Consider the following 14,517-nt stretch of genomic DNA (forward strand, 5'->3'; position numbering starts at 1 on the left):
AAGAATACAAATAAGAGTTTTGTTGCATATTTTAATTTAGGTCATGATGAGCAGAGCGCAAGGCGTGAATTGCTGTGGAGGGAACGAATGTAACGTTTTGCTTTTAAAGTGAGTGACTTAGTAATTGTTGACTATTGAAAATAGGGGGGCGCTACCGAAACGGTTAGTGGCGGAATCTAAGTTTAGTCCCATCGAATTTTAACTTGCCTAAAAGACTTTTGGCACTGGCTTTGCCTAGGTCATCAAACTTAACGCCATAACGGGCATAGTGAGTTGATTTTTGTAAGTTGCAGACCATGCCATGTAACGGCGCGATCAGCGGTCCGCGTTGAGTGACTGGAATGATCTCTATGCTAATTTGGTCGCCAACTTGTATTGGGCGAGTCGTTGGCGAGGTGACAAAGCGACAACCACTCTTGGATAAGTCACGTAACTCACAATCGGTTCTTTGGTTACCTAACAGTACTTTACCATCTAAATTGACTTCATAGCGCACTTCTTGGCGTAGCTGAGTGACTTGCATCGTGCTTGGTATAGTGATGATCAGCAAAGGGAAAGGGTCTGAAAGCTTATGTTTGATCTGGCTTCGGAAATGGACGAGAGCTCCTTCGCCACGGTGCGATAGTGCGCGCACCGTCATAATGAAACCTTCTTGGAAAAAGAACGCGAGATCATCAGCCGACACTTTTGGCATTTCAACAATGATGCAGTTGTCGCTGTGGCTGCCAACAAAGTGAGTCGTGGTTAAAAATTTAGTGCCAACAGGAGTGGTGACATTCAGTGTTAACTCGCTACCATGTTCTACCATTGCTAACGCGTCAGTACTGTTGAGTGTAGAGACAGTCTGTTGAATAGCCGTATTATTTGAAGAGAGCTTCTTCATAGGTAGGTTCATTGCAAGTTCTCTCCTTGATATGCCAGTGACGTGTATTGATGTAATCGTTCTATTTATAATTTTAAAAGATGCACCAGAGGTATGCATACGGCATAGATTTTATGGTTACAGATATGTAACTTCAAATCTTTGTTACTAACAAAATAACAAATTAGTGGAGTTCATCATGGAAAAAGTATTTTGGGATCGACAAAACGGCCAATTTAGCGTCCATTTAGAAGCAAATTATAGCGCGATAGTGAAATATACGCAGACCGAAAATATACTGCATATTACCTCTACCCGTGTGCCCGATGAGTTACAAGGGCGAGGTTTTGGTAAAGTCATGATGCAAGCAGTGTTGCCACTTATCGAGCAAGAAGGCTACCAAATCGAGCCTATTTGTAGCTATGTTATTCACTATTTAAATCGTGCGCCGCAGTGGGCTCACCTAGTTGTGGAAAAGGGATAAGTTGAAACCGATTTATGTAGATATTGCAAAAAAACTGGGGATTCCCAAGCCTCCGGTTAAAGCCTCTGTGATCCAGACGTTATGGGGTGGGTATGGTGAGTTAGTCAGATTACATTTCGAGGGTTACCCGAATGTGATTGTTAAGCACGTATGCTTACCGGATAAAACTGAGCACCCTAAAGGGTGGAATACAAAACTTTCTCACCAACGTAAGGTTCGCTCTTATCAAGTAGAAACTGCTTGGTACCAACACTACACACAGCAGCCAGATCCGCAATGTCCAATGCCTAAAGGTTTGTTGTGCGAGCAGTCCGATAAAGAGTGGCTAATTGTAATGGAGGACTTGGCTGAGGTAGGTTTTATCGATACCCATGCTGAGGCAGACTTTACTATTATTGATAGCTGTTTACGTTGGTTAGCCAATTTTCATGCGAAGAACATCGAAAATCCGGGAGCTGGGCTATGGGAGCAAGGTACCTATTGGCACTTAGCGACACGCCCTGATGAACTTGCTTCAATGACAGATGTGGCTTTGCAGGCTCAAGCTGATCGCATCGATGAAATATTACAAACCGCCCCCTATCAGACGCTAGTTCATGGTGATGCCAAGCTTGCAAATTTCTGCTTTAGTGAAGACGGCACTCAAGCGGCAGCTGTCGATTTTCAATATGTTGGGCGCGGCTGCGCAATGAAAGACGTCGCTTTATTTATGAGTAGTGCGATACCACCAGGCGAATGTGAAGCGCAAGAACATAGGCTGCTAGAGTGCTACTTTGGTCATTTAGAGGTGGCTTTGGCGCAATACAGACCTGATATTGAATTCAAATTGCTCGCTCAAGTTTGGCGCCCACTGTTTTATATTGCTTGGGCTGATTTTCATCGCTTTGTTAAAGGGTGGAGCCCAGAACATTGGAAAATAAACCCTTACACTGAGCAGTTAACGCAGCAGGTGATATTAAACTTGAAGTAGGAGTGAAAAGAGTAAGCTGAACATAGCTTTATGTTCAGCTTCTGGCCTCGCGAGTGTATAGCTAGGGCGAGGCCACAGCGTTTTATGCTTGAGGGCGTATTCTTGCCATGTAGTAAGTATTGACGAACTGTCCATCTCGGAATGAAGCGTCTTTTGCTTCCCCTTCGATTTCAAATCCCATCTTTTTATACAATCCAATGGCTTTTTCGTTGTCGACATTTACTTCGAGTTGAATGCGATGAATATTTAGCCAGTTATCGGCCAAATCGATCACCGTTTCAATGAGCTTAGTGCCAATACCTAGCCCATGATATTTGTCGTGAATGCCTAAACCAAACGACGCGGTGTGCTGTAGCCTTGGCCTTTGAGCATGGTGAAACCCAATATTCCCCACGACTTTGCCATCCACTTCTGCAACGTAGCTATAAATACCCTCTGGCATGTCGGTGAGTCTTTTCTGCCACATGGTGATCGAAGGGTTTGGGAGTTGTAATGTCTCTCGGATGGCTTGAGGTTGGGTATAGATTTCACACAAGCTTTCAGCATCAGAGACGAGTGTCGGACGAATATTAATTTCCATTTTTGAACTCCCATTAAAACTAAGTAATTAGTGAGATATTTCACTAACCTTATGATTGATATAACCTTATTTGAAATTATATGCAAGGTTAATAGGTTGTTAAAATAAATAAAACAGGAGTATGATGGAGCATTAAAGGCAAAGGGAATCGATCATGAATCAGCCAACAGCAACCTGGAAAACGCCTCAGAATTTTCTTCTGCTTATCTCGATAATTGTTCCCATCGCGTTTTCGAGTTGGATGGCGTTACTCAATAATTTTGTAATCGAGAAAGCGAACTTTGATGGCGCGGACATTGGTCTGTTGCAAAGTGTTAGGGAAATTCCAGGCTTTCTCGCGTTCACCGCTGTTTTTGTCTTATTGTTCATTCGAGAACAAAAGTTCATGTTGGTTTCCCTCGCGATGTTGACTCTGGGAACTGCCATGACAGGCTTCTTTCCTTCTCTGATCGGTCTTCTGTTCACAACCGTCTTAATGTCGATTGGTTTTCATTATTTCGAAACCCTCAAGCAATCTCTTTCTCTGCAATGGTTAAGCAAAGAAGAAGCTCCAGAAATGTTGGGTAAGTTGATTTCAGTCGGGGCGCTGGCTTCATTACTGACGTACGGTGCGTTATGGGTCATGTTAGAGCAATTCGCGCTCGAGTTTGTTTGGGTATACAGCATCATGGGCGGGATTGGTTTTGTGTTAGTCATGGTGATGGCGTTTGCGTTTCCTGAGTTCAAAACAGAAACCCCGCAAAATAAACATCTGGTGGTTAGAAAACGTTACTGGCTCTATTACGCTCTGACATTCATGAGCGGCGCAAGAAGGCAGATATTCACAGTGTTTGCTGGCTTTTTGATGGTAGAGAAGTTTGGTTATTCGGCGGCAGATATCACCTTACTATTCTTGATCAATTACTTGTTCAATTTCTTGTTCGCTAAACGCATTGGTAAATTCATTGGCGTGGTCGGTGAACGTAAAGCGCTGATGTTTGAATACATAGGCTTGATTGGGGTATTTGTTGGCTATGGACTGGTACAAAGTGCTGAATGGGCTGCGGCGCTGTATGTCATTGATCATCTATTTTTTGCGTTGGCGCTTGCGATTAAAACCTATTTTCAAAAAATCGCCGATCCGGCAGATATGGCCTCAACCGCAGGTGTATCGTTCACGATAAATCATATTGCTGCTGTGGTCATCCCGGTGACATTTGGCATCATTTGGTTGAGCTCTCCGGCCACGGTATTTTATATTGGCGCGGCAATGGCTGCGGTCTCTTTACTACTGTCATTGAACATTCCTAAAACGCCGCAAGAAGGGAATGAAGTGCGAGTCTTTAGCTGGCGATAAGCGATAGCTAAATTCAGTGACGATGATTGACTTTAAAGGAAAGCCGCGACGTTAAGTTAGCGGCTTTTTTGTTATGCGAATGCTACCTACGCATGGTCACTTGATTAAAATCGATCCAGCCATTGGCGAGTAACTCCATAGGGTTGACGGTTTCTGCTTGATTCAGCTGCTGCTTAACATGAAAAATTGGTCGGTAGATCCCTGCATTAATTAGTTGCTGTTCGATCTCAAGAAAAGCGGTTTGTCTTTGGTGGTGATCGCTGAGTGACCACACGTGTTCAATTTGTTGATGTAGCCAGGTTTGCTTGTCATCGGTTAGGCAGGTTGTCAGAGCGGAAGTCCCGAGTAGCCACCCCATCCAACTCCTATCTAGATTGTCTGAAAATACTTCTCCAGAGATGATGATATCTGCGTGTTCTAAGTTCTCTGATAAGCAGAATTCGGGAAATTCTAGTACTTCAAATTCGCATGATAACCCGAGCAGATTCAGCTGCTTGCAATAGTATTCAGCCACTTCAATGTGGTGGTATAACTGGTAAGTGAGAATTTTTAGAGCCTGTTTCGGCTTACTCATGCTCTTGGCTAAATTTGACGGGCAATCACTCGTAATTAGGTTGGCTTTCGATTGAGCGTTAGCTTCTAAGGTGTTTAAGCTCGGAGTGGATAGCATGCCTTTCGCTGGTTTAATATCGCCGACAATTAATGATTGGGGAATGTAGAGTAACAGAAGTAGCTCACTGAGTTGCTCGCAGTTATTTGGCTCGGATAACCATGCATTACCTTTTGGGTTAATCAAGGCGTACTCACACCCTCGCTCCCATTGTTCACTCTCTTGAAACTCAAGTGCATCCGCTGATTGGTAGTGCTGGTGAGCGTTGATGATGTCGCAGTGTAATTCGAAGTCTTTGGCTTGGTCGCCAATGTTCCACATTTCTACGCCATCTACCCATGGGCGTAGCCCGTGATAGTGTCTAAAAGCGGTGAGTCTTGTCAGCCATTGAGTTTGTTCTGTTAGCTCAAAACTACCACTGCCGATCACGCGCTCCTCATGCACTTTGGTGATCCCGGCTGCGCTGCTACTGACTAGCCCCTCTAAGTATCCAGAATAAGCATTGGTTTCGAACGCTATGTGTAATGGAGAAATAACAATGATGTTCGAAATGCAGTGAAATTGCTGGCTATTTTGATGATTGGCGTTGATTAGGCGTACAAAATGATTCTTTATATCTTGAGCGAAAATGGTGGAACCATCATGAAAAACTAGCCCTTTACGTAGGATGAAATGCCAAGTGTTCCCTTCTCTATACCAGCGCATCGCTAAGTCACCCACAAAGGTGTGTTGTTTGGCGTCAAACCTCAATAAATTGCTGAATAGGTAGCTGGTGATATGGCTTTCGGTGCGCCTTGACACGTATATGGGATCCAGACAGTGAGTGCCGCGATAAAAGGGTATTTGCAAGATGTCGAGTTTGTCTGGCGAAGCTTGGTAGCGGTCGATGTAACCACGTAGGAATAAGTCGCGCTTGTGTTCATCGACCAGTTCTAAAGCCTGTTCAACCTTGTTGTCTGCCAGTAAAGCATCGGCTCTGTGCTGGAGTGTTTCATTGAGGCATTTAAGCAGGGTGATTCTAGGAAGGTTTCCTCGTCCTATACCCGATTGCCAATCTATCCACTTTTCATTTACTAGTTTCTTCACAATCAATTGTGCATTGCGACGAGTGCAGCCTAGGGCTTCGGTGAATTCATCTAACGATAAATTGGTGATCTGATTGATTTCAAGTCGCGTGCGAAGAAATGCCAATGCCTTCCAATAATGCATAAAGGTGAAATCCTTATTTTATATTTCTATTTTTATTCATCTTTTAATTTCGATAATAGAACCCCTCGCTGATTTTTAAAAGGAAAGAAAAATGGAAACGGTAGAACAGGGACATAAACATAAACAACCTTCCATCTGGCAAGTTCCGAGTTTTATGGTGTTGTTTTCAAGTGCGTTTTTCGTAGCATTTGGCGCGAAAATTTATGACTTAGCGTTGCCATTATTGGTGTATGAACTGACTCAGTCGTCGCAGATGATGGGGTGGATGCGCGCTGTCGAGTTTTTGCCAAATTTATTGCTCGCGGTGTTCATCGGAGTTTGGGTCGATAAATTTAATAAAAAGCGCTGGTCGCAGTGTATGTTGCTCGGGCAAATGCTGATGCTGGTGGTGTCTTACTTGGCTGTTCGCTGGTTGCCTAATCCTTTGATTGCCTTATTTCCGTGCGCGTTTTTGATGATGGCGTTTAATTACGGTTATCACAACGCACGCATGGGCATGATGAAAAACGTGTTGCCACAAGCGCAGCAGAACACCGCTACCGCACGTATAAGTTCGTTGTATAGCTTTTTAGAAACGGTTGGCCCAGTGCTATCCGGTGGCTTGCTATTGATGTCTGCGATTCACAATGTGTTCTTGTTAGTGGCGGTTTTGTATTTACTGGCATTTTGGCAGTTAAACAAGTTGGAGCTAAAACCGAGCAGTTACGTGCCATCTCAACCTGTATTCAAAGCGCTGGCTGAAGGCTGGACGATCCTCTACGCCAATAAAAACATGTGGCACATTACTTTGGCAGTGATGGTGATTAACACCACTGGGGCAATTTTTTGGATTCAAGCCATTTACTTTGCAAAATCAGAGTTAGCACTCACACACATGGAAGTCGGTTATTTAATTGCCGCCTCGGGTATTGGTGGGCTATTAGGCTCGTTCACTGCCGATAGAATTCGCCTACGAATGGGGTTAGGAACTTTGCTTATTTGGTCTATTGCCTTGGAGTCGGTCGGCTTTATTTTACCTGTCGTTTTTGATGGTTCGTGGGCGCTGACTTTGGCCTTTTTATGGGTAAGTGCGATTGGCCTATACAGTAGCATTTGCATTTGGAGCTACCGCCAAGAGGCGTTTGATGAGCAGTATTTAGGACGTGTGACAGGCATTACTGGCTCGCTATTTAAGTTGCTCATGCCCTTTGGATTGGCCGCGTCAGGTTATTTGGTGGACTTAGTCAGTATTCAGAGCGTGTTCATTGGCTGTTTTGTCGCTCAACTGCTAGTGGCGCTGAGTCTTATGTTTAGTCCTGTGAGAAGACTTGACTGAGTGTTAACATTCAAAGTTGAACTTCTTGGTGTTTTTCAGGACTTAATAGCAGTTTAAAGTATTTGATGTTGAAGGTTTTAATAGTTCACGTTAATACTAAAGTGACTCAAATCGACTTACAGTGAAATTGGGAGCAGTCTTTGAAAAACACAATCGACCTAAATTTGTATCGGTTTTTAGATTTGCTCTATGAGCAAAAGACACAAGCAAAAGTCTGCCACATTTTGAATATTAGTCGTGCGACGTTTAATCGCCATTTGTCCGATTGTCGGGATTTGTTCGGTAATGAGTTGTTTATCGCGACGAAAGGTAACTATGCCCCGACTCTGTTTACCACACAGCTTATGGCCGTGGTTAAAGAGCCGTTGGAGCAGCTTGAACAGGTTCAACAATTGTCTCAGTCTTTTGAAGGTACGGATTCTAATATCGAGTACGTGTTTCATGCTGCGAACCCATTAAGCACTCTGCTTACAGTGCCGCTGTTACAGGGCCTGACCAAAGAAGGCAAAGCACCAAAGATCTCAATGATGGATTGGAGCTTGGAAGGCGTCGAGTTTCCTAAAGCGGGTTCATTGGCCATTGGCGTTGCGGGATACCCCAACGATGTAAATGAGCGAATTGTAGAAAGAAAAGTTGGGTCATTAGAGCTCTACTTATACGTGTCTATATCTCATCCGCTGGCGTCTAATGATTCTGTTGAATTGAGTGAGCTGCAAGCTTGGGAAACCGTGCGTGTTTCCATGGGGACACTCGACTCAAGCTCTTATTATGAACGCTTGAGAAAGCGAACGGGGGTGACATTGGATCAGAAGCTGACAGTGGCGTCGGTATTTTCAGCGTTAGAGTGTGTTGAAGTGAGTCAGTCAGTGTTTGTGTGTTTTGATATGGAGGCGAGCAGCTTACCGGAAGGGGTGAGCAAAGTACCACTCAACTTTAATGGTGAGAGAGTCTTGTTTGATGTTGGAATGCAGTATCACCGAGCTTGCTACCAACACCCTGTGGTAAAACGAATCGAAGGTATATTGGCAAAAAGCTTAAAGAATATTTAAAAAAATCGCGCCATCTAGGCGCGATTTTTGATTGAGGACTTGGATTATTTTACCAGCTCAATATCACTTGGTTTCCAAGTTTTGTCATACCAAGCCTCTTGCGGGCCATACAATCTCAAAATCGTGAACCATCCCTTTCCAGGTACGGTTTCGATCCAGTTAGATTCTTTCCCTTTAGGAGCTTTCGGCCCGAAGTATAAATCGACAGAGCCATCAGAGTTTTTCACGAGTTTATCTCGTTGGTTGTTCTTACTTGGCCACGGTTGACCTGTCTGCAATTCAGAACGTGTTTGTGGATCGTAAGCCACGACAGACCAGAAATTTTTCGCTGGTACATTCGCAGGAATGTTTAACTTGTACGTTTTACTGCCATCTAGGTAGTCGCCACCTTTTGATTTGTCGACTAAAGCATATTGTGAGCCTTTATCGATCATCTTGAGTGCCATCGCTGGCGTATTCACCGTGGCCATGTAGAAGAAATAGGTACGTGCATCTAGATTACGACCACCTTCCCCTTTATCTACCAACCATTGGTAATCTTTTCCGATAAATGCGGTTTTCCAAAGTCGGTCGCTGTAGATATACGCGCCTTTATCTCTAGGTTGGAACAGCAATGCACGAGCGGTTGCGTTACCAATTGCGACTCCGTCTTTCATCAGCTTTTGCATGCGTTCATCAGGTGCAAACGGTTTGTTCTTTTGAATACCGATACTCGACATCAATCCGCGTAGCTCTGGGTCAATGAAAGAAATCGGTTCTTTATCTAATACTGATTTTAGCTCGGTAAAGAAATGCTCGTCATTCGCATGAATGGTATTGAACGACTTGCCGCTTCCCGAGATGAACTCCATTTTTGGTTGATCGTTTTTCTTTGCGAGTGGATAAATTTTTAGTTTTTCTTTGTAAGCGGTGACCGCTGCATCGGTTTTGCCATCTTTCAAGAAACCGCGCGCGATAAACCAGTTGGTGTAGCTGGTAGAGCGAGAAACAAAGTAGCCTTCGGGTACATCCCCTTTGTAATCTGGCGGAAGGATCAGGTATTTACCGCCTTTTCCTTTATCTGGCCCAACAATACCTAGGTCGGTGACGAAGCGGAAAAATGCGTCATTGACGGTAGTCGGCCCCATACCTTCCGGCACTTCAATGACAGTCGGGCCGTCTTTCTCTAAATCTAGAAAAGCTGAAGCGTAAACGGTGTCAGTGTTACCCGTTAAAAACAGAGGGTTTGAGTCCATCAACTTGTCGAACACGACGACTTGGTTTGAAGATTTAACACCAATCTGTTCATGTCCTAGTCTAAGCGCCTCGATAGAAGCCATAGGGATGGCGTTTAAAAAAACTTCTGTTGAGCGAATGGTGTCTAGGTTGTCATAAACCTTCTGAGTGGTTTCTAGCGTCGGTGCACCATCGATAAAATTCAGTTCCCCAATGCTTGTTTCTACGGTGTCAGGCGTCATGATACTCGCGGGGATATCGGTATTGTAGTTCTCAGCTGCCAGAACCTGATTAGAGAAAATAATACTGGTTGCTAATGCAAGAGCTTTCAATTTGGATTTAAGCATGTGTTCACCTTGTGGGTCGATGTTGATGGGTTAACTATATGCTAGCTCACAAAATAAATTTGATATCCGGTAGGCTCAAAATTGAGCACTACAACAAAACAAAAAAGCCACTTTGCGAAGTGGCTTTTGTTTTTCAATGATTTATGAAGAAACAACGTTTAGAAATTAAAGCTTGCGGTGACTTTAACTACGTCTTCTTCGAATGGTTTGCCATCGACCATAGCGGAGTCGTTGATCTTGCCATAATCAACGGTTAGGCCAATCATACGCCAGTTGACGGTAGCGCCTACAGAGCCGTATACGTTGTCGATGTTGATGTCACTGGTCGAGGAATCATCGAAGCGCACGTCGGCATTTAAGTAGTTGATGCCCACTTTGGGGATGATATCGAACTCTGCGACTTCAAATTTGTAACCAATGTTTGAGTACAAGCCCCAGGCGTCTTGTGAGTTAGGTTCATCTAGCTCTACGGTATCTGTTCCTAGCATAAAGCCGCTCCCTACCACGATATTGTTGGAAAGTTCACGGCTATAACCGAAAGTGACGAGTTCTTGATTACCGATAAAGGTAGCACCACCTTCGATGGAATTGTTTCGATCATTGGCGAATGAAGGCAGCGATACACACACTGAAGAAATAGCAATAGCAGGTAGGATTAACGCATTCTTTTTCATGATGTTTTCTTTCTCATTTGGGGTTAATGGAAAGAAGCTTACTGAAAGGTCAGACTAAAATTTGAGTGTCTGGACCCTCAATTTTGAGTTCACGTTATGCTGACATCATGGGAATAAATTGACAAAAAAGAAGGGAACTTACACGAACTGGTATGGAAACCAGTTCGCATTACTCTGGGTATTCAAAGCGACGCTTAGGTTCGCGCTAAACTCGGTTGTCACCGCCACTGTAGGCAATAATTTGGCTGATTTCACTTAAGCTGCGCCCCGACTCTTGCTGCCATTGATTGAATGCCTTTGTGGCTGCAAGTTGGGCTCGTTTGGTGTCTCTGCCGCTATCAATGATGCCCGTATTTCTCAAATGGGCTTCCACATCTGAAGACAAGATAAAGGTGTCTTTCCCCATTTGACGCAGCGTGTAAGCACCTGTGTTTCCGCCTAACCTTTTGCCATGTTTTTTTAAATGCGCCCAGAGCCCAGTGATGTTCTCTGAAGGCCAGTGCGCCACCATTTCAGCAAACGAATTGGCGTCTTGCTTAGCAGCATTGATCATCGCGGCATTGGCAGGAATGGTCATTACTTTGGTTAAATGGCGAATGATTCGAGGGTCTTGCGCTTTTTGTTCCCACATCTCATTAGGAAGTAACAGCATTTTTTCGATATTGAAATTGAAAAATACTTCTTCGAAGTTAGGCCACTTCTTACGCACCACTTCCCAAGAAATGCCGCATTGAAATACTTTTTCGGTGAAAGCCGCTAGCCAGCGATCATCGGTAATCTGTTTGAGTTCTTCAACCGCCAAAGGCGCACGAACTATGCTTTCGAGTTGCTCTACTCCACCTTTTCGGTGAGCTGCGCGTTCATAAATATTTTGAAATTTTTCTTGAGGCATAGGTTTGATTTATCAATTTGATGTGGCTCTCAATAGTAGCGTCATCTCAAAAAAAATAAAAGTTTGCGTGTCGCGATTCGCTGATTGGAATGAGCAAATCATTGTATGTGCTATGGTTAATGCATAACAAAAACAGAGGGATAGAAAATGGAATTTGACTGGGTTGAATGGTTTGGTTACCTAGCATCTCTGGTGGTATTAGTGTCACTCACCATGACATCGATAGTGAAACTTAGGGTCATTAACTTTATAGGTTGTTTGCTCTTTGCGGCTTTTGCTTATTTTATTGATTCATGGCCGACCATGTTGATGAATTTAGGTATTGCAGCGATAAATGTGTATTACCTGTATCACCTGCATTTTACCAAAGAGCATTTTAAGTTGATCTCTGCCTCTGTTGACTCAGAGTATTTCGATCATTTCATCACCACAAATCAAAGTGAGATTGAACAACAAATCTCGATTGCTGATCTTAAATCCGCGGATACTTCTTTCTACATGCTTCGCAACAACAGTATCGCTGGCGTACTGGTAGGCAATAAGACATTAGATGGCACCATGAGTATTCTTCTGGACTACGTAACGCCCGAATTTCGTGACTTTAAGTTAGGGCAATACTATTACGAAGCTCACCCTGAAGTGATGAGAGCAAGAGGAATTGTTTCTCTACAGGCGGTTGCATCGAATGAAGAACATCGTCGATATTTGGAAACGGTGGGTTTTCATTATCATGTTGAAACTGATGGCGCAGAGGTGTACACCAAGAAGCTATAATCAGATTAGAAGCCCAAAAAACCTCAGGACATTCCCTGAGGTTTTTTATGCGCAATGCATGTCACGTTCAACCCTAAGTAGCTAAATTAGGCGCGAACTTTGGTCCAACTATGGTACCAATGAATTAAGCTTTCTAATGGCTTTGGCGGGCAAATCAGAAATCCTTGAACAAGCATATTTTGATACCGTTCTTCGAGGTAACTGAGCTCGTCGATACATTCCATCCCTTCCGCTATCAGCAAGAAATTGAGATTGTCGGCAATATCAACCAGTGTTTGTACGATGACTTGGTTAAACGGATCGTCGTGAATGCCTAAGATTAAGCTTCGGTCTATTTTCAGCTCCGTAAATGGTAAACTCCTTAGCTGTTGTAAGTTGGTAAAGCCAACCCCAAAGTCATCCAAAGACAGCCCAAACCCTCGCAACCGAAAGCGATTAAGTGACTCAAGCTGCTCTGTAGTTTTTACGGCGTATTCTTCAGTGATTTCAATGATGAACTGCTCATGCTTAAGATGGTGCTGATTGACCAATTTGTATAGGTTTTCGACATGAAAGCTGTCATTTAGTTGGCTTGGTGAAAGGTTCAATCCTATGTGAATATCGGCACCAAAGACTTTCATTATCATCGGCATATCGTGTAGTACTTGATCGATGATTTGTTCCGTGATTTGGTCAAGCAGTCCATGTTCAGAAGCGACACGAATAAATCGTGAAGGAAGGATTGCGTTGGCTTCTCCGGGCTTACAAATTCGAGCGAGCACTTCGATGCCCGAAATTTGTTGGGTATGTATATCAACCTTAGGTTGGTAGTAAGGGGTGACGTAGTGTTCGTTAAGGCATTGCTTGAGGTCTGCAGGTAAAAGCGCGGTTGTGTCTTTGCTGCGACGTAAATTCAGATAATGGATTTTTGAAATTGCAGTTTTGAGTTTCTCAGTGTCGACAGGTTTGGTGATGTTTCCGATTAAATGAATTCGGTGTTGCCTTGCAATGTTAGCAGCGAGGTTGATCACTCTGGCATCCATCTCCGAAACTATGCACACGCCACCTTGATAGTCTATTTCACCCAGTTGTTTGATCACTTCCATGCCATCAATATCGGGCATGTTAAGGTCGGTGAACACGGCACTGTATTTCTCGGGATTCGCTTTAATTTCAGAAAGGGCTTTCCGCGGATTAGAATAAGTAACCACATGTAAGAAGCCCAATTCAGCGAGCAGGGATTTGACTACCATAAGAATGGCAGGAGAGTCGTCGATGACGACGATATGCTTTTGTTTCATAAGCCAGCAACCTAGGTAAATTCTTGACGCTTCATCGTTCTAAATTATTGTTATTTTTGTCGAAGTACGTGGCACTCGTATGACATAGCCGTCTGTATTCATTGTTGTTTTTAAGTACGCCTTTCTGTACCTCTCCTTAAACTTAGCCAAGCCACATCAATTATCAAGAGTAACGTTTAATATTCATTTAGTTTTATATTGATTTTTAATGGTTGAACGAATTACTTTGTCTACTTGTCGAGTGACACTTTGCGCCTCAGTGGACACTAAGTGTGTTTTAGACGCTCTAGGGAAGTCTGGTTACTAAAGCCAAGAAAGAAGCTACTGATTGGGGGACTAGAGGGGAAAGGTTGCAAACAAAGAAAACCCCGCTTGGCTTTCGCCTAACGGGGTAAAGTTTCTTCGTAGAAAAATGGCAATCTAGTGTTGCAATTTATTTTTCAGAAATTTCTAGTTTAATAATCTGTCCTTCATAATGGGTAACGCGGACTGGAAGCCCTTCTTTAATTGGGCCTCCAATGTTCTTGGTTTTATTAAAAAAGCTCGTGAATTCATTATGTGAGTACTTAAATGTATATTCATTGATGGAAAACGATTCCTGATTACCATTTTTAACAATATAATTGACATTTTTCACAATCCCTGTACTTACATAAGCGTCCCCTTCTCTATATTTTTTCATTATCTCATTATATTCATATATTATACTAAACCATGAAGATATAAAAAGAAGTCCTGTGAATAAACCCATACCAATTGAAAATAATTTACCTCTCTGAATTTGTTCTTTTTTAATAAAAATATGCTTTGCTCGGAAAAATAAAAATATAGATCCTAGAAAGAAAGCAAGCATTAATGTAACAACGCCCAATTGCCCAAGATCCAAGCTAGAGGATTCGTAGTAAGTTGTGTATTTCATG

At 43.2% G+C, this 14,517-nt stretch carries 14 protein-coding genes; 6 read left to right on the forward strand and 8 right to left on the reverse strand.

The genetic code is table 11. From position 1 onward, the window contains the following. Nucleotides 1-163: 163 nt before the first annotated feature. Nucleotides 164-895 carry a flagellar brake protein gene (locus ACHUFI_RS02715; RefSeq protein WP_394246732.1) on the reverse strand — a complete coding sequence of 244 codons (732 nt, stop codon included), beginning with the start codon at nt 893-895 and terminating at the stop codon, nt 164-166. Nucleotides 896-1,061: 166 nt separating this feature from the next. Here ACHUFI_RS02715 and ACHUFI_RS02720 point away from each other — a divergent pair, with 166 nt between their 5' ends. Together ACHUFI_RS02720 and ACHUFI_RS02725 are read left to right on the forward strand one after the other, a co-directional pair. Beyond that, complete coding sequence (locus ACHUFI_RS02720) at nt 1,062-1,346, forward strand: GNAT family N-acetyltransferase (RefSeq protein ID WP_394246734.1); 285 nt, start codon at nt 1,062-1,064, stop codon at nt 1,344-1,346. Between the two features lies 1 nt (nt 1,347). Further along, nucleotides 1,348-2,316 (forward strand): aminoglycoside phosphotransferase family protein, encoded by a 969-nt coding sequence (locus ACHUFI_RS02725; protein WP_394246735.1) that lies wholly within the window; start codon nt 1,348-1,350, stop codon nt 2,314-2,316. Between the two features lie 82 nt (nt 2,317-2,398). Here ACHUFI_RS02725 and ACHUFI_RS02730 read toward each other — a convergent pair whose 3' ends face one another. Then, nucleotides 2,399-2,896 (reverse strand): GNAT family N-acetyltransferase, encoded by a 498-nt coding sequence (locus ACHUFI_RS02730; protein ID WP_394246736.1) that lies wholly within the window; start codon nt 2,894-2,896, stop codon nt 2,399-2,401. Between the two features lie 154 nt (nt 2,897-3,050). On the opposite strand from ACHUFI_RS02730, the gene ACHUFI_RS02735 reads away from it, so the two are divergent. Then, complete coding sequence (locus ACHUFI_RS02735) at nt 3,051-4,232, forward strand: MFS transporter (RefSeq protein WP_394246737.1); 1,182 nt, start codon at nt 3,051-3,053, stop codon at nt 4,230-4,232. A gap of 82 nt (nt 4,233-4,314) precedes the next feature. Here the strand turns inward: ACHUFI_RS02735 and ACHUFI_RS02740 are convergent, their stop codons facing one another. Then, nucleotides 4,315-6,051 (reverse strand): SgrR family transcriptional regulator, encoded by a 1,737-nt coding sequence (locus tag ACHUFI_RS02740; RefSeq protein WP_394246739.1) that lies wholly within the window; start codon nt 6,049-6,051, stop codon nt 4,315-4,317. A 91-nt stretch (nt 6,052-6,142) separates the two neighbouring features. Between ACHUFI_RS02740 and ACHUFI_RS02745 the strand changes: the two genes are divergently transcribed. Together ACHUFI_RS02745 and ACHUFI_RS02750 are read left to right on the forward strand one after the other, a co-directional pair. After that, nucleotides 6,143-7,366 (forward strand): MFS transporter, encoded by a 1,224-nt coding sequence (locus ACHUFI_RS02745; protein WP_394246740.1) that lies wholly within the window; start codon nt 6,143-6,145, stop codon nt 7,364-7,366. Between the two features lie 140 nt (nt 7,367-7,506). After that, a complete protein-coding gene (locus tag ACHUFI_RS02750; RefSeq protein WP_394246741.1) occupies nt 7,507-8,415 on the forward strand; it encodes a LysR substrate-binding domain-containing protein in 909 nt (302 codons plus the stop codon). Between the two features lie 44 nt (nt 8,416-8,459). On the opposite strand, the gene ACHUFI_RS02755 is transcribed toward ACHUFI_RS02750, so the two are convergent. The 3 genes from ACHUFI_RS02755 to ACHUFI_RS02765 all read right to left on the reverse strand — a co-directional run bounded on the left by ACHUFI_RS02755 (nt 8,460) and on the right by ACHUFI_RS02765 (nt 11,543). After that, entirely contained in the window at nt 8,460-9,977 is a 1,518-nt protein-coding gene (locus tag ACHUFI_RS02755) for a DUF1254 domain-containing protein (RefSeq protein WP_394246742.1), read from the reverse strand. 158 nt (nt 9,978-10,135) lie between these two features. Then, entirely contained in the window at nt 10,136-10,651 is a 516-nt protein-coding gene (locus tag ACHUFI_RS02760) for a hypothetical protein (protein WP_394246743.1), read from the reverse strand. 205 nt (nt 10,652-10,856) lie between these two features. Next, nucleotides 10,857-11,543, reverse strand: a complete 687-nt coding sequence (locus ACHUFI_RS02765) for a DNA-3-methyladenine glycosylase I (protein WP_394246745.1) — start codon at nt 11,541-11,543, stop codon at nt 10,857-10,859. Nucleotides 11,544-11,690: 147 nt separating this feature from the next. Here ACHUFI_RS02765 and ACHUFI_RS02770 point away from each other — a divergent pair, with 147 nt between their 5' ends. After that, complete coding sequence (locus ACHUFI_RS02770) at nt 11,691-12,317, forward strand: hypothetical protein (RefSeq protein ID WP_394246747.1); 627 nt, start codon at nt 11,691-11,693, stop codon at nt 12,315-12,317. 86 nt (nt 12,318-12,403) lie between these two features. On the opposite strand, the gene ACHUFI_RS02775 is transcribed toward ACHUFI_RS02770, so the two are convergent. Beyond that, nucleotides 12,404-13,597, reverse strand: a complete 1,194-nt coding sequence (locus ACHUFI_RS02775; RefSeq protein WP_394246748.1) for an EAL domain-containing response regulator — start codon at nt 13,595-13,597, stop codon at nt 12,404-12,406. Nucleotides 13,598-14,030: 433 nt separating this feature from the next. Further along, the gene (locus tag ACHUFI_RS02780; RefSeq protein ID WP_394246749.1) at nt 14,031-14,516 is read right to left on the reverse strand and encodes a hypothetical protein; all 486 of its coding nucleotides are present in this window, start codon (nt 14,514-14,516) and stop codon (nt 14,031-14,033) included. Between the last annotated feature and the right edge of the window lies 1 nt (nt 14,517).

This window comes from Vibrio profundi (genome assembly GCF_043642225.1).
GTDB classification, from domain to species: domain Bacteria; phylum Pseudomonadota; class Gammaproteobacteria; order Enterobacterales; family Vibrionaceae; genus Vibrio; species Vibrio profundi_A.